The sequence below is a fragment of the Aquitalea sp. LB_tupeE genome, from assembly GCF_013391415.1.
GTDB lineage: Bacteria > Pseudomonadota > Gammaproteobacteria > Burkholderiales > Chromobacteriaceae > Aquitalea.
Genome location: NZ_JACAXB010000010.1, coordinates 133,134 through 150,769 on the forward strand (window position 1 = coordinate 133,134; position 17,636 = coordinate 150,769).

Consider the following 17,636-nt stretch of genomic DNA (forward strand, 5'->3'; position numbering starts at 1 on the left):
TCAGCCGTCACGGAAGAGAGGCACTCCCGGTGGGGTGGCTGGTCTTCAAAACCAGAGAGGGCCGCCAGCGGTCCTAGGTGGGTTCGACTCCCATTCTCTTCCGCCATCAACGCAGCCACAAGCATTGCTCCGCATGCTGCTGCCCTCTTTCTGCTAGATAAAACCATCGTCCTTACACCGGGAGAGCGGCTGGCGAAATCAGTCCCCTCCCATACACGAAGCAGTAACAGTCCCCACAATGAAAAAACCCGCAGCAGCGGGTTCGGCAGGGTAAAGCGGACTGACCAAGGTCAAACAACCGGTCAATCCGGCTGACTGGCCTCCCCCATCAGGCGATGACGGTAGTAGTCCAGATAAGCTGTGTACAGATGATGGAGCACGCTGACACTGCGACGACCCGACTTTGCCATGCAGGCTTGGCGTGCAGCATTCAGCTCACGGACCTCATAGGGCATCAACACGATTTCATCACGGGACTGATAGACCGAAAACACCGACTTCAGGTTATCAATCACATGTTGAATCAGTTTTGCCTCTGGCGAATGTACATTCACATACAAGACATGAAAGGCCTTGAACAGGGCAATGGTCTGGATGATTTTTTCTTCGTCTGCTTTTCCGGAACACAGCGCTGCACAGCAAATCGTCATATTTTGTTTGATATTGATCATGATGCCACACTGACTTTCGCTGACTATTGCCTGTAACACCGCATGCCCCTTGCAGGCAAAAAGCTTGCGTGCAATGAAGGGCATGGATTTCCTGCATGACAACCATGCACGGGTAGCAGGCGGTGGGGGCGCTGCATGGGGCCGGACAAGGCAACAGACGGAAGGTCTGATTGCTCGCTGTCATACAGGTTCTGCCAAGCATATCACTCCGGTGCCGCTTGCCAAGTGTGTGCGGCAGCCGGTTTTCCGCTTTGCCCTGCATTTTATAGTTATAAGTCATATCAGCATAATTAAAGCAAATCATTTAAATTATTCGCCGTCAATTACCTGTTTTCGGCATCCTGCCTGTGCATGGCAAAAGTCACCCGTTTCGACAAATCTTTTGACAGGATGTCCTTAGCCGCGCGCCAACAAGAACAAGATCCTGCTTTCTCTCCACCTGGCCAGCTTCTATAACAAAACGTACAAAAAAGCGTCAGCCCGGGGATAAGAATCATGTTTAATCCGCAATTCAAGCAACGTATTGCAGCTGGGTGAAACGTCGAGGCAAATCGGTTCCATCGTGCAAACTATCAAGGACATTGCCGATCAGACCAATCTGCTGGCGCTGAATGCCGCCATTGAAGCCGCCCGCGCCGGAGAAATGGGCCGCGGTTTTGCCGTGGTGGCGGATGAGGTGCGCAAAATGGCGGAACGCACAGCCAGTTCCACCGTTTCCACCGTGGAAATCAATCGCATGGTGCAGGATATCCAGAGCCATACCGGGCAGGCCGTCGCCAGCATGGAGCAGCTGCTGCAACAGGCCAATGGCAATGTCGGCCTGTCCCAGCGCGTTGGGGAAACCATCAGCCAGATCAATCAGCAAGCCAAAGGCGTAGTCAGCAGTGTCAGCCGCTTTGCCGAAATGAAATCGGCAGCCTTCTGAGGCCATTCGGCAGCGCTGACAAGGGTAAATCCGAATTGGCAGGCGCAGGGAGATCATTATCTAATGCGCGCTGAACCCTGCTCCTGCCTGTCGGAGGCCCCGCCCCATGAAAATCGGCCTGTTCATTCCCTGTTTCATCAACGAACTGTTTCCCCATGTCGCCATGGCAACCCTGGAGCTGCTGGAAAGCCTGGGCTGCGAAGTGGAATTTCCGATGGAACAGTCCTGTTGTGGCCAACCACTGGCCAATAATGGGGACAGCAAAGGCGCTTGCGATGCAGCGCGCCGCTTTACCAATGTCTTCCAGCGTTACGACTATGTGGTTGCCCCTTCCGGCAGCTGCGTGTCCCACGTCACCCATCATTACGACTGGTACATCGCCGAAGATACCGCCTATCAGCAACTCAAGCCCAAGGTCTACGAAATCATCGAATTCCTGCAGGATGTGCTGAAGCTGGAAAAACTGCCCAAACCGGTGTATTTCCCGCACAAAGTGTCCATTCACCAGAGCTGCCATGGCCTGCGCGAGCTGCATCACGCCAGCCCGTCCGAACTGATGATGCCCTACCACTCGCGGCTGGAAGAGATTCTCAAGCTGGTGGATGGCGTGGAAGTACTGCTGCCGGAACGCCGCGATGAATGCTGCGGTTTTGGCGGGACCTTCTGCGTGGACGAACCCGAACTATCCACCGCCATGGGTGAAGACCGCATTGCCCAGCACGAAGCCACCGGCGCGGAATACATTGTCGGCGCCGACCCTTCCTGCCTGATGCACATGGGCGGCATCATCCGCCATCAGGGCAAGTCCATCCGCCCGCTGCACATTGTGGAAATCCTGACTGGCCGGGGAGCTGGGACATGAAAGACGATAGCGTAAAACACCCGCAAGCCACGGCTGAATTCCTGAAGGATCGTGCCCAGGCCAAGTGGCACGACAGCGCCATCTGGTGGGTGCGTCAAAAACGCGATGCCCAGGCCAAGCAACTGCCGGAATGGGAAGAGCTGCGCCGCCTGGCACGCGAGATCAAGGCGCATACTCTGTCGCAGCTGGACGACTACCTGGCCCAGTTTGAAGCCAATGCACAAAAGAACGGCGTCACCGTGCACTGGGCGGCCGATGCCGACGAACACAACCGCATCGTGCACGGCATTCTGGCAGCAAAACAGGTGAAGAAGCTGGTCAAGTCCAAGTCCATGCTGACCGAAGAGTGCGGGCTGAACCCTTATCTGGAACAGCACGGCATCGAGGTGGTGGATACCGACCTGGGCGAACGCATCGTGCAATTGCGCCACGAAGCGCCCAGTCACATCGTGATGCCGGCCATCCACCTGAAAAAAGAGCAGATTTCCGAACTCTTTCACAAGGAGCTGGGCACCGAGGCCGGCAATAACGACCCCACCTATCTCACCCACGCAGCGCGAGCCAATTTGCGTGAGCATTTTCTGACCGCGGATGCCGGCCTGACCGGGGTGAACTTTGCCATTGCCGAAACCGGTGGCGTGGTGGTGTGCACCAACGAGGGTAATGCCGACCTGGGCACCAGCCTGCCGCCTATTCACATAGCCAGCATGGGGCTGGAAAAAATCATTCCCAAGCTGGAGCACCTGGGCGTATTCACCCGCCTGCTAGCCCGCTCGGCCATTGGTTCCCCGGTGACGACCTATACTTCGCACTTCCATCAGGCCCGGCCCGGTGGCGAAATGCACATTGTCATCGTCGATAATGGCCGCAGCGACATCCTGGGCAATGAAGACTTCTACCAGAGCCTGCGCTGCATCCGCTGCGGTGCCTGCATGAATACCTGCCCGGTGTACCGGCGCAGCAGCGGCTTCAGCTACAGCTACATCATTCCCGGCCCCATCGGCTCCACCCTGGGCCCCAGCCGCGACATGAAGAAGCACGGCAGCATGGCCTTTGCCTGCAGTACTTGCGGCTCCTGCTCCAATGTTTGCCCGGTCAAGATCAATCTGCACGAGCAACTGGTACTGCACCGCAAGAAGGCGTTTGAGCAGAACCTGCTGCCAGCCGGCAAAAAAATGGGCTTGCTGGCCATGCGCTTCCTCACTCAGCATCCGGCGCTGTTCGACCTGGGTGGCAAGGTGATGCGCAAGGTGGTGCCCATCATTCCGGAAAGCCTTACCCGCCACAGTGCCTGGAGTCGTGCGGGACGCGATGTTCCGCCGATGCCGGCACAAAGCTTCAAGGAGCTGTACCAGCAGCGCAGCCAGAACAAGAAGGACAAGGAGGGCCAACAATGAGCGCCCGTGACAACATACTGGCGCGCATTCGCCAGAACCGACCGGCAGCAAGCGCGCTACCGGATATGCACGCCGTACCGTTCATCCGTTACGACAACCAGTTCGAGGCATTTGCCACGCTGATCCGCAATCTGGGTGGCGATGCAGTCCAGTTGCAAGATGGCCAGAGCGTGAGCGACGTTGTGGCAGCACGCTGGCCGGATGCCGGTCGCACCATCGACCTGACCGTAGCGCAGCACGAAGAGGTGGACGATCCGCACGCCTGGCACGATGTGGACCTGGCCATCGTCCCCGGCCAGCTGGCCGTGGCGGAAAACGCCACGGTATGGGTCAGCCATCCGGACAACCGTTTCCGCTCGATCTACTTCCTCACCCAGAAACTGGTGCTGGTAGTACCGCGCGATGCCATGGTGGACACCATGCGCGATGCCTATGCCCGCATCCGATTGGCCGAACACGGCTTTGGTGCCTTCATTTCCGGCTCGTCACGCACTGCGGACATCGAGCAAAGCCTGGTGATGGGTGCCCATGGTGCCATGGCGGCACTGGTGATATTTGTCTGATTTCTACGTATGGAGCATTTGCTTCCTTGGGCCCTGCGGGGCTTTTTTTATGGCTCGCAGCCATGAAAAAACCGCCAGTCCGAAGAGTGGCGGTTTCTGCGTGTGGTCAATGTCAGGCAATCAGCGACTGACTTCCACCTTGTAGCGCGGCGGCAGCAGCAGGGCCGGTACTTCGCGCTGCGCCTTGCGGCTGCGGCGGCTGCTACCGGCAGGCTTGATGGTTTTAAGGCCTTCGCCGGACTTGCCGGCCATCAGGGCGGATGCCGGTACCGACATGGGGTCGCGCTGGGTTTCACGCAGCGGCGCACGCGTGGTGGAACGGCCATGCTCACGACCACCATCACGATCGCGTTCACGGCGCGGCGCAGATTCCTCACGTGGTGCGGCTGCACCAGGCTCGAAACCGGCCACGGTCTGCGGCGTCAGTGTTTGACGGGTCAGTTTTTCAATGGCTTCATGCTGACGCGTTTCCGCCGGGCTCATCAGCGAGATGGCCACACCACTGGCACCCGCACGACCGGTACGACCAATACGGTGTACATAGTCTTCCGGCGAGTTGGGCAGCTCGTAATTCACCACAAAAGGCAGCTCGCTGATATCCAGGCCACGCGCCGCCACATCGGTGGCCACCAGTACCCGCAGGCTGCCTTCCTTGAAGGCCGACAGAATTTCCAGTCGCGAAGCCTGTGCCTTGTCGCCATGAATGGCTTCGGCCACCAGACCATCACGCTTGAGGTCACGCGCCAGTTGGTCGGCACTGAGCTTGGTTTTGCAGAACACGATGACCTGGCTCATGTCGCGCTGCTTGATCAGATGGCTCAAGAGATAACGCTTGCGACCGGCATCAACGGAATACACCAGTTGCTCGACTTGCTCGTTGGTCGCGTTCTGGCGCGCCACTTCCACTGTTTGCGGGTCTTTCATGAAGTCCGCCGCCAGCCGTTTGATTTCCGGCGCAAAGGTGGCCGAGAACAGCAGGGTTTGCCGCTCTTTGGGCAACATGCTCATGATCTTGCGGATATCCTGAATGAAGCCCATGTCCAGCATGCGGTCGGCTTCATCCAGTACCAGCACTTCCACTTTGTTCAGCTGGATGCTTTTTTGCTGGATGTGGTCGAGCAGACGGCCCGGCGTGGCAATCACCACTTCCACACCACGGCGCAGCTCGGCGGTTTGCGGGTCCATATTCATGCCGCCAAATACGGTGGTGGCACGCAGCGGCAGATACTTGGTATAGGTTTTTACATTTACGCCAATCTGGTCGGCCAGCTCGCGCGTGGGGGACAGTACCAGCGCACGCACCGGGTGCATGGCCGGGGAAACACTGGTATTGGCAAACTTTTTCAGCCGCTCCAGGATGGGCAGCATGAAGGCAGCAGTCTTGCCGGTACCGGTTTGCGCGGCAGCCAGCAAATCACGGCCGGACAATACCAGCGGAATGGCCTTGGCCTGGATTGGTGTGGGCTCGGAATAGCCCTGTTCTTCAATGGCACGAAGAATCTCGGGCGACAGCCCGAGTTCGGAAAACAACATGTGTGTGCTCCTGCAATTCGGTTGGGCGATGGCATCGCAGCATGCGACGCATCTCCTTGTTCATGAACATGGCCAGGCTCAAACGGCAACGCCGCCCATCAGGGGCGGCGGCAGGCGGGCATCAGGCCATGTGGTTGGCAACGCTGAGCAACAGGATGACAAACAGCCATAGCAGGGCTGAACGCCAGACCAGCCCGACTGCGCTTTTCAGAAAGCCCGGATCGGCTTCATCACCCAGGCCCAGTTCCGGCCGGAACTTGATGGTGTAATCCTGTCTGAGCGGATCGCCCAGCTTGACACCCAACGCACCGGCAGCGGAGGCCAGCAGAATGCCATTAGCGTAGTTACCCCAGGTCCTGGCCTGGGAACGCCAACAGTAGACTGCATCTTCAAAATCGCCCATTACGGCAAAGCTGGCAGCGGTCAGGCGCACTGGCAACCAGTCCAGCCAGGCTGCGGCACTACCGGCAAAACGCCCGAAACGGTCTTCATCACCCTGACGGCTACCCCATTTCTGCCCCAGCATACTGCACAGACGGTACAACAAGGCACCAGACGGGCCTGGCAGCAGCACAAACCAGAACATGGTGCCAAACACATGCCGGTAACTGTCCACCACACCCTGCTCGATTGCCAGGCGAGAGATTTCACCCACAGACAACTCGGCTGAGGGATGCCCGGTCCAGCGTGTCAGCGCCATGCGGGCGTCCAGATCGCGCCCCTCGGTCAGGGCCAGCGAAATCTCGGAAAAGGCGCTGGAGAAATGCCGGAAACCCATGGTGAGGTAAAGCACCAGCACATTCCACAGAATGGCCAGCAGCGGATTGGCCGCATACAGGGCGTAGTACACCCCCAGGCTCAACAATACCGGAGGCAGGATGGCCAGCATCCACGCAAAAACACCGTGCCGGTTGGCTCCGGCATTCAGATTGCGTTCCAGATGGTTGGCATAACGGGTGAAAACGTGCCAAACGCGGTTGCGGTTGCCCAGTGGGCGCAGCTGCTCAAGTGCCAGCGCAATGATCAGGGAAATCAGGGTCATCAGAATTTGAATGGTGGTTTGCTCAGGCCCAGTGGCGAAGATACCACAAAGGGACAGGTACGCCCACCACATCGCATGTGGCCAGCAGTACCGACAGCTCAGGCAGAGCCGAGAAAACGGCGGCCGCCGGCAGGTTGCGGCTGCTGTCCGCCACGGTCATAACTGAGCGTGGATGCCGCCGCTTGACGCAGCACAGCGAGAGAGGCTTCCACCTGGCCCAGTTGCTGCTCGATGAAAGTACCATTGAGCTGGTTGATACCCTGGGCGCGATGGATAAGATCTTCCAGCGCCAGCCAGGCTTGGCGTTCTTCGGGCTTGTCTGCCAACCAGATATACACGGTATCGCTGTCGGACAGGCCCAGCGACTTCATCAACCGGGCACGGGACTGCGAGTGCATGGCCAGTTCATCCAGCACTTTGCTCTTGCTGTCTGCCAGGTCTTCCAGCAGATGCACCTGACCAGCAATCATCACCTGCTGTTCTTGTTGCAGCAGGTGGATCAAGCGTGCCACCTGCTCGGCTTCAGCACGGCACAGTTGGGCAAAACCTTGTTCTTGCGTCATTGCTGCCACACCCATCTGCCGTACTTACTGGTTCAGCAGTTCTTGGGTGGAGGCGATCAGGCTGTCGGCAATCTTGTCCGGATTCACCGAGAAGGTGCCCGCCGCGATGGCATTCTTGATGGCATCGACCTTGGCCGCATCAAAAGCAGGCGTGGTATCTGCCTGGGCAGACAACGCGCTGATGCTGCTGGCCAATGGATTGATACTCACGCTATCGGTCGGGGCGGACCCTGATCCGGCAGCCGGAGCGCTGGTATCGCGCCGGGCCAGCTTGCTCTGGCCGCTATAGGCAGCAACGGCATTTCCCGAGTTGTCGATTTTCATGGCGTGGCCTTCCAAACTAGCTAGGGGTTTCTCTATTATCGGCTGAAAAAGCAAACTCTTGAAATATTTATCAGTAATTCAGACTGACGCTGCCGTCCGGCTGCGCCATGCCGCGCACCACCCGCCCGCTGGACAAGCGTACCGACACGGCATCACCAACCGCAGCATTGTTATTGGCAATGCCTTCTGACAACACGGTAAAGCCATCACCACCCGCCACAACCTTGACCGGCTGACCGGCACGAATGGCATAAGGAGCATGCACCATGAAGGTTCGCAGCCAACTGCCGGCAGGAGCACCGCTACGCATGGTCTGGCCGATGGCGAGAGCCGGACTGGTCAGCACATTGCGCGCCATGGCAGGGTTGGCCACCTCCACCAGTTTGACATCGCCTTCCTGCAACACTTCACCGGCACTCACCGAGCGGGTCAGTACCACACCCAGCTGTTTTTCGTTGATGCTGACTGGCAGGCGTATGCTCCACCCGCTATCCGGACAGACAATCACGAGGGCCGTATTGCCCGTAGTCTGTGCTGCATTGGACCAGTCCACCCGTGGGGCCGGGCAGGCAGGCAGTACCAGCCGCCGGTCCAATTTGCCCAGCTTGTAGCTGGCCTGACGCGCGGCCATTTCCTGCTGCATGAAGCGATCTGCCAGTTTTTCCAGCGCAGCCATGTCCTGACTGGCAGCAGCCTGCACAAGGCCGGGCAAAAGCCAGGCCAACATCAGTGGGGAGAATTTCATCCTGCCATTGTATCCGCTACGATCTTGCCTGCGTATCGCTACCGGCCCATGCGGTCACTGCCAGGCTAGTCGGCCTGACAATCACCGCCTTCTGAGTGCGAAATCCGCCGACAGTTGCGCCGACAGATAAAAAAACAGGCCCTTGGGGCCTGTTTTGCATTCACACTGGGACTTACTGCGCCAGAGTCTGTTCGACAAATGCTTTGACCTTGGCAGCATCGGCATCGAACACCACCACTTTTTGCGGCAAGTCTTCCAGGCCGTCAAAACCGGCGGGGCGCGGCGGATCACGGTCCAGCGCTTCGCGGATGGTGTCGGCAAACTTGGCGGGCAGCGCGGTTTCCAGGCAGACAATGGTTTCGCCCGGCAGACGCAGTTCACGCGCCACCTTGATGCCATCGGCGGTATGGGTATCCACCACCACGCCATCGGTCGCATCCACCGCACGGATGGTGGCCAGACGGTCGGCATGGCTGCTCTTGCCGGAAACAAAACCGAACTGGTCGGCGGCCTCACCCAGCTTGGCCGACAGATCAAACCCCTTGCCGGCGTCCACATCCGCCCACAATGCCTTCACGGCAGCACCATCACGGCCTACCAGATCGAACACGAAGCGCTCGAAGTTGGACGCCTTGGAGATGTCCATGGATGGACTGGAGGTGACATAGGTATTGGCCGTGCCGCGCGGACGGTAAGCACCGGTGCGGAAGAACTCGTCCAGCACGTCGTTTTCATTGGTGGCAACGATCAGGCGCTGCACCGGCAAGCCCATCTGGCGGGCGATATGACCGGCGCAGACATTACCGAAGTTACCCGACGGCACGCAGAAGCTGACTTGTTCGTCGTTGCTGCTGGTGGCGTTGAAGTAACCCTTGAAGTAATACACCACCTGCGCCACCACGCGGGCCCAGTTGATGGAGTTGACGGTACCGATCTGGTACTTGGCCTTGAAAGCGTGGTCGTTCTGCACGGCTTTCACGATGTCCTGACAGTCGTCGAACATGCCCTTGATGGCGATGTTGTGGATGTTGGCATCTTGCAGGCTGAACATTTGTGCACGCTGGAAGGGGCTCATCAGGCCATCCGGGCTGAGCATGAACACGCTGATGCCCTGCTTGCCACGCATGGCATATTCAGCGGCACTGCCGGTGTCGCCAGAAGTGGCACCGAGGATGTTGAGCGACTGACCTTTTTTGCCCAGCACGTATTCGAACAGATTACCCAGCAACTGCATGGCCATGTCCTTGAAGGCCAGCGTCGGGCCATTGGACAGTTCCAGAATCACCAGGCCATCGGACAGGCGCTTGACCGGGGTGATAGCCTCGCTGCCAAACACCGCTGCGGTGTAAGTGCGGCTGACGATGTCCTTGAGGTCGGCCTCGGGAATATCGGTGGCGAACAGGCGGATGATTTCAAACGCCAGTTCGGCATAGGACAGGCCGCGCCAGGCATCCAGCTGGCTGCGGCTGATTTGCGGATAGCTTTCCGGCAGCGCCAAGCCGCCATCGGGGGCCAGGCCCATGAGCAGGATGTCGCTGAAACTTTGCGGCTGCATGCCGCCACGTGTGCTGATGTACTTCATGTGATGTGATTCAACCTGTACGAATGCAGAAGACGATGCAAGAAGGATGGCCGCGGACTGAAATACATCAATCGGCGGCGCTGGCCTCCAGATGATGACTGCAAGCAGCAGAGGCTTCGGCCAGGCGTTTTTTGCCGCGTGGGTCGTCCTTGCGGATTTGCCCGGTCAGCACGCCCATGACTTCTTCCGAGCTGAAGGTATTGGCCAGATGCTCGCTTGCACACTGGCAATATTTCTGGATCTGGGTATCCGAACGCTCACTGGCACCATCCGATGCCGGTGTGCGCTTGATACAGCTGCGCATCAGGAAACCCTGCAGCAGATTATGCTGACCCGGTGTCAGTGGTGTTGCGTGCAGGGCCGATGCAGTCAATGCACAAGCCATGCCCACTCCATTCATCCAGTACCTTGCCATTTGCAGCCATCCTGTCACCACCCCGCCCCCAGGCGCGGGGATGGCAACTGCTTTAGTCGTTGAGTTCTTCCATGCGCAGGCGCACCACCTTGCCCGATACGCTTTCCAGCGCTTCGATGGCGGTGATGGCTGCATTGATGGCGCGTTCCTGCACACGGTGGGTGAGGATCACCACTTCGGCATTGCCCTCGCTGGCCGATCCTTTCTGGATCAGCGCCTCGATGGAAATGCCGTTTTCTGCCAGCAGACCGGTGATATTGGCCAGCACACCAGCGCGGTCAGCAGCACCGATACGCAGGTAGTAGGAGCTGTAAACCTCATCAATCGGCAGGATGGGCAGGTTTTTCAGCTGGTCCGGCTGGAAGGCCAGATGCGGCACGCGGTGTTCCGGGTCTGCAGTCAGCAGGCGGGTCACGTCGACAATGTCAGCCACCACGGCAGAAGCCGTCGGCAGCGCGCCGGCACCGGCACCGTAGTGCAGGGTCTGGCCGATGGCATCGCCCTTGGCCAGCACGGCATTCATCACGCCGTTGACGTTGGCAATCAGCTGGCTGGCCGGAATCAGTGTCGGATGCACGCGCAGTTCGACACCGGCATCGGTGCGGCGGGTAAAGCCCAGCAGCTTGACACGGTAGCCCAGTTCTTCGGCGTACTTGATGTCGCGGCCATCCAGCTTGCTGATGCCTTCCAGATAACAGCTGTCGAACTGCATCGGGATACCAAAGGCCAGCGCAGCCATGATGGTGAGCTTGTGACCAGCGTCGTGGCCTTCGATGTCGAAGGTAGGGTCGGCTTCGGCATAGCCCAGACGCTGGGCTTCGCCCAGTACGTCGGCGAAGCTGGCACCCTTGTCGCGCATTTCGGTGAGGATGAAGTTGGAGGTGCCGTTGATGATGCCGGCAATCCATTCGATACGGTTGGCCGACAGGCCTTCACGCAGCGCCTTGATAATGGGAATGCCACCGGCCACGGCAGCCTCAAAGGCCACCATCACGCCCTTTTCCTGGGCGCGGGCAAAGATTTCATTGCCATGCACGGCCAGCAGCTTCTTGTTGGCCGTTACCACGTGCTTGCCGTTTTCGATGGCCTTGAGCACCAGCTCCTTGGCGATGGTGTCGCCACCGATCAGTTCGACCACGATGTCGACTTCCGGATTGTTGACCACCAGCATGGCGTCATCCACCACCGGTACGCCTTCGCCCAGTACTTCCTGGGCACGTGCGACATCACGGTTGGCAGCCATGCATACGCGGATGGGGCGACCGGCGCGGCGGCTGATTTCCTCGGCGTTACGCTTGAGTACGGTGGCGGTACCGCCACCGACTGTCCCCACTCCCATCAGGCCAATATTGATCGGCTTCATAACATTCTCCATGTCTGTCTCTAGTGTTTTGTCCCGGGCCGACGGCCTCTTGGCAAAACGGCTGCTGCGGGCTTGCCAGGAGGTCTTCAGGCGGATAACTCAGCCGACGGAGTGTGACATCCGTCGGCTGAAAGCAGCATCAGGCGGTGCCGTGACGCTGGCGGTAACGCGCCAGGAAACGGGCAATACGGCCAATGGCTTCGATCAGGTCATCCGAGTTAGGAAGGAATACCACGCGGAAGTGATCCGGCGCAATCCAGTTAAACCCGCTGCCCTGCACCAGCAACACTTTTTCTTCCTGCAGCAGTTCCAGGATGAACTGCTGGTCGTCGCTGATGGGGTAAATCTTGGGGTCCAGCCGCGGGAACAGGTACAAAGCCCCTTGCGGCTTGACGCAAGTCACCCCCGGAATATCGGTGAGCAGCTTGTGCGCCAGGTCACGCTGCCGCGCCAGACGTCCGCTGGGCGCCACCAGGTCGTCTATGCTCTGATAACCGCCCAAGGCAGTCTGAATGGCGAACTGTGCCGGTACGTTGGCACACAGGCGCATCGAGGCCAGCATGTTCAGGCCTTCAATATAGTCGCGCGCATGTTTTTTCTCGCCACACAGAATCATCCAGCCAGCGCGATAGCCACAGGCGCGGTAGTTCTTGGACAGGCCGTTGAAAGTGACGACCAGCAGGTCCGGTGCCAGCGAGGCAATGGAGGTGTGCTTGACCTCGTCGTACAACACCTTGTCGTAGATTTCATCAGCATAGATGATCAACTGGTGCTGGCGCGCCAGGTCGACAATCTGTTGCAACAGCGCCGGCGGATACACAGCGCCGGTAGGGTTGTTGGGGTTGATCACCACGATGGCGCGGGTATTGGGGGTGATCTTGGCGCGGATGTCGTCGATGCTGGGGAACCAGCCCTGCTCTTCGTCACAGACATAGTGCAGCGCCTTGCCACCAGCCAGGCTGACTGCGGCGGTCCACAGCGGGTAGTCCGGAGCGGGCACCAGCACTTCGTCGCCATTGTCCAGCAAGGCCTGCATGGCCATCACGATCAGCTCGGACACGCCGTTGCCGATGATGATGTCATCCATGCTGACATTGGGCAGCTGTTTTTCCTGCGCGTAATGCATGATGGCCTTGCGCGCGGCGAACAGGCCTTTGGAGTCGGAATAGCCGGAGGCGGATGGCAGATTGGCGATGACGTCTTCGATGATTTCATCCGGCGCAAAAAAACCGAACGGCGCCGGGTTGCCGATATTCAGCTTGATGATGCGATGGCCTTCATCTTCCATCTTCTTGGCATGCTCAAGCACCGGGCCACGGATGTCGTAGCAGACATTGGCGAGCTTCTGCGATTTGTGTACTGGCTGCATGGTGGCCTGTTTTTCCGTCACGATCCGCGCCCCGGCTACGGCAGTATGCTGACGGCGGCGCGGCTTGTTGTCTTTCATTGGAGTCCCTTGTCTGTCCCGGCCACGGGCAAAGCGTACCTTGGCGGCTGGTCAGGGTATAATCCTATCCCAATCCGTGTTGCACTGCATGACGACGTGCGCGCCATACCGGCATGGCTGCAACAGCGCTGCGTGCTGATTTTTATTCCTTGCGGGAAATCCACTCCATGAAAATGCATCAGGCCCTGGGACTGGGCAAAAACCTGTTTACCGGCTACGGCGAAGGCCATGTCCTGATCAATGCCGAACGCCATGATGGCAACCTGATTGTCACCCCGGACAGCGTGCAGCCCTGGGGCGTGGCCGATTTTGCCAGCCTGACGGAACAGCATTTCAGCATGCTGCTGGAGATGCAGCCGGAGGTGGTGCTGTTTGGCTCTGGTGCCAGCCTGCGCTTTTTCCACCCCAAACTGATGGCTGCCCTGACCAATGCCGGGATCGGCGTGGATGTGATGGATACCCAGGCGGCCTGTCGTACCTTCAATATCCTGATGGCGGAAGACCGCCGGGTGATTGCCGCCATCCTGGCCATCTGAACCTGCGTCCAACATAGCAAAGCCCCGCATTGCTGTCCTGCGGAGCTTTTGCTTGTATCTGGCAAGCAGCTGGCTTCAGACAGCCGCAGCTTTCTCGCCACCAAACTCTTCAAACGCTTGCAAGCTTTCGGCTGCGGTCATCAAGGATGGGCCACCGCCCATATATACAGCCACTTGCAGCATTTCCATGAACTCCGCCCGCGTACAGCCCAGCTCCACCAGTGCCTTGCTGTGGAAGGCCAGACAGCCCTGACAGCGGCTGGCAATGCCGATGGCCAGCGCAATCAGCTCCTTGGTCTTGTTGGATAGCGCACCCTCGGTATGGGCGGCGCGGCTCATCTGGCCGAAGCCTTTCATGGTGTCAGGCATTTCGCGACGGAATTCAGCCAGCTTGCTGCCCAGGTCTTGTGCCAGTGCGGTGTAATCGTGGCTCATTTTGCTCTCCCAATAAGTTATAAATTGATATTATATATTTTTATATATCATTGCAAGGCATGTTGGCACCGCGCCAGCACAAAATGCAGGCATGGTAATCTGGCTGCCTTGCACTCGCCCGAGGATGACCCGTGTCCCACACTCCCACCGCACTGGCCGACTACGATCATGTACGCCAATGGGCAATGCAGTCGCTGTTCCAGCACATGGACGACAGCTACCAGGGCACGGTCATCGTGGACGATCAGGCGCGCATCATCTGGATCAATGCCCGTTATGCCGAGCGCTTTGGCTTTGCCGACCCGGCCGCTGCGCTGGGCCAGCCGGTGGAAAACGTCATCCCCAACAGCCAGATGCGCGAAGTGCTGAGAACCGGCGTGCCGATGCTGCTGGACATCATGCCCACCGGCAAGGACCAGCTGGTGGTGATGCGGCTGCCGCTGAAGGATGGCCAGGGCAAGATTATCGGTGCAGTGGGCTTTGCCCTGTTCGACCAGATTCAATCTCTGGCCCCCCTGGTGGCCAAGTTTGCCCGCCTGGGCGAGGAGCTGGCCGCCACGCGTGAATCGCTGGCACAGGCCAGGCGTGCCAAATACAGCTTTGACGACTTTGTCGGTCACAGCAGCCAGATCAACGAAGTGCGGCGTCAGGCCATGCTGGCCGCCCCGCGGGAAGGCGCGGTATTGCTGCTGGGTGAAACCGGCACCGGCAAAGAGGTGCTGGCGCATGCCATTCATGCCGCCTCGCCCCGCGCCGGCAAGCCTTTGGTCAGCCTGAACATGGCGGCCATCCCAGACACACTGCTGGAAGCCGAGTTATTTGGTGCCAGCCCCAATGCCTATACCGGCGCAGATAAGAAAGGCCGCATTGGCAAGCTGCAACTGGCCGATGGCGGCACCTTGTTCCTGGACGAAATCGGCGACATGCCGGCCAGCTTGCAGGCCAAGCTGTTGCGGGTATTGCAAGATAAAGAATTCGAGCAATTGGGTAGCAACCGGGTATTGCGCGCCGACATCCGCATCATCGCGGCAACCTCGGCCCAGCTGGAAGAAAAAGTGGCCGCCGGCAGCTTCCGTGCTGACCTTTACTACCGGCTGAATGTCCTCACCATTCAGCTGCCGCCCTTGCGCGCCCATTTGCAAGACCTGCCGCAGCTGGCCGAATCACTGCTAGCCCAGCTGGCGCGGCACGGCCATGTGGCGCGCCAGCAGATCAGCCATGCCGCCCTGCAAAGGCTGGCCGCCTATCACTGGCCCGGCAATGTGCGCGAGCTGCGCAATATCCTGGAACGTGCCAGCATGCTGGGGCGCGGCAGCCTGCTGGACGAAGAAGACATCAATGCCCTGCTGGGCAAGCCGAGCACAGCTGCTGCGCCGGTCGGTGCCAGCTACCAGCAACAAATGGCACACTATGAAGCCCAGTTGCTACGCCAGGCCTTGCAGGCCTGTCAGGGCCATGTCCCCAGCGCCGCGCGGCAATTGGGCATGGGCCGTGCCACCTTGTACAAAAAGCTGGCGGCACTGGGCATCAACCCAAGTGATTTCTGAAACGCACCCAGACCATTCCCACTAGCCGTCTCCAAACAGAGACGGCGTCTACAAAGCGAGACTCCTCCGTTTTTCCTGCTGCCACAAGGCTTTCCCGCCATGCGGTACCGTTGAGCTCGTCTCCAAATCGAGACAACAAACCAGTCTCCCGCCCCGAAATCACGGCAAGTCATTGATTTAAAACAAACAGTAAATCTGGCACGCTTCCTGCAATGTCAATGCACCGACATGGGGCATACCCATGATCGACCGGTCTTGCACAGGCCATACAACAATGATTGAGGAGATACACCATGAGTTTTATCGTGGTCTTGCTGGCCCTGTTCTTCCTGATGCTGGCCGCTTATCGCGGCTACAGCGTCATCCTGATGGCACCACTGGCCGCACTGGGTGCGGTGCTGCTGACCGACCCCTCTGCCGTGGCACCCGCTTTCAGCGGCCTGTTCATGGACAAGATGGTGGGCTTCATCAAGCTGTACTTCCCGGTGTTTCTGCTGGGTTCGGTATTCGGCAAGCTGGTGGAAATGTCCGGCTTTTCCAAATCCATCGTGGCAGCCGTCATCCGTTTTATTGGTGAAAAGCGCGCCATCGCCGTGATTGTGGCGGTGTGTGCGTTGCTGACTTATGGCGGGGTATCGCTGTTCGTGGTGGTGTTTGCCGTCTACCCCTTTGCCGCCGAACTGTTCCGCCAGAGCAATATTCCCAAGCGACTGATCCCCGGCACCGTAGCGCTGGGCGCGTTTTCATTCACCATGGATGCGCTGCCGGGCACGCCGCAAATCCAGAACATCATCCCCACCACCTTCTTCAAGACTACTGCCTGGGCCGCCCCGGCACTGGGTATCTGCGGTGCGGTATTCATCACCCTGGTGGGGCTGGCGTATCTGGAATGGCGTCGCCGCAGCCTGATGGCCAGGGGAGAAGGCTATGGCACCGACTTGCGCAACGAGCCGGAACACGTCGATACCAGCAGCCTGCCCTCACCCTGGCTGGCCATAGCACCGTTGCTGTTGATTGGCATCAGCAACTTTGCCTTCACCCGCTGGATTCCCGCCTGGTACGGCAGCAGTCACGCACTGCATCTGGCAGGCATGGCCAAGCCGGTCACCACCCAGATTTCCACCGTTACGGCCATCTGGTCGGTGGAAGCCGCCCTGCTACTGGGCATTGCTTTTGTCGCACTTACTGCCTGGCCCGCCATCAAGGAGCGCTTTGCCGAAGGCAGCAAGGGGGCGATTGCCGGTGCCATGCTGGCGGCGATGAACACCGCGTCGGAATACGGCTTTGGCGCGGTGATTGCCGCCCTGCCCGGCTTCATGGTGATTGGCCATGCCTTGCAAAGCATTCCTAACCCGCTGGTGAATGCCGCAGTCACCGTCAGCACACTGGCGGGCGTCACCGGCTCGGCTTCCGGCGGCATGAGCATTGCCCTGGCCGCCATGGGCGAGCAGTTCATCGCTGCCTCTCAGGCTGCCGGCATTCCACTGGAAGTGCTGCACCGGGTCGTCGCCATGGCCAGTGGCGGCATGGACACTTTGCCGCATAACGGCGCGGTCATCACCCTGCTGGCCGTCACCGGCCTGACTCACCGTGAGGCTTACCGCGACATCTTTGCCGTCACCCTGATCAAGACGCTGGCTGTGTTCTTCGTGATCAGCGTGTTCTACCTCACAGGTCTGGTGTAAA

At 59.1% G+C, this 17,636-nt stretch carries 18 protein-coding genes and 1 tRNA gene; 8 read left to right on the forward strand and 11 right to left on the reverse strand.

Annotated features, from left to right (window positions below; all coding sequences use genetic code 11):
• Positions 1–11: 11 nt before the first annotated feature.
• Positions 12–106, forward strand: a tRNA-Sec gene (locus HWX34_RS03820).
• Positions 107–302: 196 nt separating this feature from the next.
• Here HWX34_RS03820 and HWX34_RS03825 read toward each other — a convergent pair.
• The gene (locus HWX34_RS03825; RefSeq protein ID WP_178971066.1) at positions 303–671 is read right to left on the reverse strand and encodes a hypothetical protein; all 369 of its coding nucleotides are present in this window, start codon (positions 669–671) and stop codon (positions 303–305) included.
• A 562-nt stretch (positions 672–1,233) separates the two neighbouring features.
• Between HWX34_RS03825 and HWX34_RS03830 the strand changes: the two genes are divergently transcribed.
• The 4 genes from HWX34_RS03830 (at position 1,234) to HWX34_RS03845 (ending at position 4,418) form a co-directional block, all read left to right on the forward strand.
• Positions 1,234–1,596, forward strand: coding sequence for a methyl-accepting chemotaxis protein (locus tag HWX34_RS03830; protein ID WP_370459664.1), 363 nt, complete (start codon positions 1,234–1,236; stop codon positions 1,594–1,596).
• A 106-nt stretch (positions 1,597–1,702) separates the two neighbouring features.
• Positions 1,703–2,458: a (Fe-S)-binding protein gene (locus HWX34_RS03835; RefSeq protein ID WP_178971067.1), complete on the forward strand. Its 756-nt coding sequence runs from the start codon at positions 1,703–1,705 to the stop codon at positions 2,456–2,458.
• Complete coding sequence (locus HWX34_RS03840; RefSeq protein WP_178971068.1) at positions 2,455–3,855, forward strand: lactate utilization protein B; 1,401 nt, start codon at positions 2,455–2,457, stop codon at positions 3,853–3,855. Before HWX34_RS03835 ends, HWX34_RS03840 begins: the two co-directional genes overlap by 4 nt.
• Positions 3,852–4,418: an LUD domain-containing protein gene (locus HWX34_RS03845; RefSeq protein WP_178971069.1), complete on the forward strand. Its 567-nt coding sequence runs from the start codon at positions 3,852–3,854 to the stop codon at positions 4,416–4,418. The genes HWX34_RS03840 and HWX34_RS03845 overlap by 4 nt, the downstream gene beginning before the upstream one ends.
• Positions 4,419–4,538: 120 nt before the next feature.
• On the opposite strand, the gene HWX34_RS03850 is transcribed toward HWX34_RS03845, so the two are convergent.
• From HWX34_RS03850 to HWX34_RS03890, 9 genes are all read right to left on the reverse strand, one after another.
• Complete coding sequence (locus HWX34_RS03850; RefSeq protein ID WP_178971070.1) at positions 4,539–5,951, reverse strand: DEAD/DEAH box helicase; 1,413 nt, start codon at positions 5,949–5,951, stop codon at positions 4,539–4,541.
• 121 nt (positions 5,952–6,072) lie between these two features.
• On the reverse strand, positions 6,073–6,993 hold the full coding sequence (locus HWX34_RS03855) for a CobD/CbiB family protein (RefSeq protein WP_045845491.1): 921 nt from the start codon (positions 6,991–6,993) through the stop codon (positions 6,073–6,075).
• A gap of 98 nt (positions 6,994–7,091) precedes the next feature.
• Positions 7,092–7,556 carry a flagella synthesis protein FlgN gene (locus HWX34_RS03860; RefSeq protein ID WP_178971071.1) on the reverse strand — a complete coding sequence of 155 codons (465 nt, stop codon included), beginning with the start codon at positions 7,554–7,556 and terminating at the stop codon, positions 7,092–7,094.
• 24 nt (positions 7,557–7,580) lie between these two features.
• A complete protein-coding gene (flgM, locus tag HWX34_RS03865; RefSeq protein WP_178971072.1) occupies positions 7,581–7,880 on the reverse strand; it encodes a flagellar biosynthesis anti-sigma factor FlgM in 300 nt (99 codons plus the stop codon).
• 70 nt (positions 7,881–7,950) lie between these two features.
• Positions 7,951–8,625: a flagellar basal body P-ring formation chaperone FlgA gene (gene flgA / locus HWX34_RS03870; RefSeq protein ID WP_255496561.1), complete on the reverse strand. Its 675-nt coding sequence runs from the start codon at positions 8,623–8,625 to the stop codon at positions 7,951–7,953.
• Between the two features lie 172 nt (positions 8,626–8,797).
• Positions 8,798–10,207 (reverse strand): threonine synthase, encoded by a 1,410-nt coding sequence (thrC, locus tag HWX34_RS03875; protein WP_178971073.1) that lies wholly within the window; start codon positions 10,205–10,207, stop codon positions 8,798–8,800.
• Positions 10,208–10,274: 67 nt separating this feature from the next.
• Positions 10,275–10,592 (reverse strand): hypothetical protein, encoded by a 318-nt coding sequence (locus tag HWX34_RS03880; protein ID WP_178971074.1) that lies wholly within the window; start codon positions 10,590–10,592, stop codon positions 10,275–10,277.
• 82 nt (positions 10,593–10,674) lie between these two features.
• Entirely contained in the window at positions 10,675–11,985 is a 1,311-nt protein-coding gene (locus HWX34_RS03885) for a homoserine dehydrogenase (protein WP_178971075.1), read from the reverse strand.
• A gap of 139 nt (positions 11,986–12,124) precedes the next feature.
• Complete coding sequence (locus HWX34_RS03890) at positions 12,125–13,354, reverse strand: pyridoxal phosphate-dependent aminotransferase (RefSeq protein ID WP_178971121.1); 1,230 nt, start codon at positions 13,352–13,354, stop codon at positions 12,125–12,127.
• A 245-nt stretch (positions 13,355–13,599) separates the two neighbouring features.
• Between HWX34_RS03890 and HWX34_RS03895 the strand changes: the two genes are divergently transcribed.
• Positions 13,600–13,968, forward strand: coding sequence for an Mth938-like domain-containing protein (locus tag HWX34_RS03895; RefSeq protein ID WP_045845718.1), 369 nt, complete (start codon positions 13,600–13,602; stop codon positions 13,966–13,968).
• A gap of 75 nt (positions 13,969–14,043) precedes the next feature.
• On the opposite strand, the gene HWX34_RS03900 is transcribed toward HWX34_RS03895, so the two are convergent.
• Positions 14,044–14,403 carry a carboxymuconolactone decarboxylase family protein gene (locus tag HWX34_RS03900; RefSeq protein ID WP_178971076.1) on the reverse strand — a complete coding sequence of 120 codons (360 nt, stop codon included), beginning with the start codon at positions 14,401–14,403 and terminating at the stop codon, positions 14,044–14,046.
• Positions 14,404–14,534: 131 nt separating this feature from the next.
• Here HWX34_RS03900 and HWX34_RS03905 point away from each other — a divergent pair, with 131 nt between their 5' ends.
• Together HWX34_RS03905 and HWX34_RS03910 are read left to right on the forward strand one after the other, a co-directional pair.
• A complete protein-coding gene (locus tag HWX34_RS03905) occupies positions 14,535–15,950 on the forward strand; it encodes a sigma-54 interaction domain-containing protein (protein ID WP_370459665.1) in 1,416 nt (471 codons plus the stop codon).
• Positions 15,951–16,243: 293 nt separating this feature from the next.
• A complete protein-coding gene (locus tag HWX34_RS03910) occupies positions 16,244–17,635 on the forward strand; it encodes a GntP family permease (protein WP_178971077.1) in 1,392 nt (463 codons plus the stop codon).
• Position 17,636: the final 1 nt, after the last annotated feature.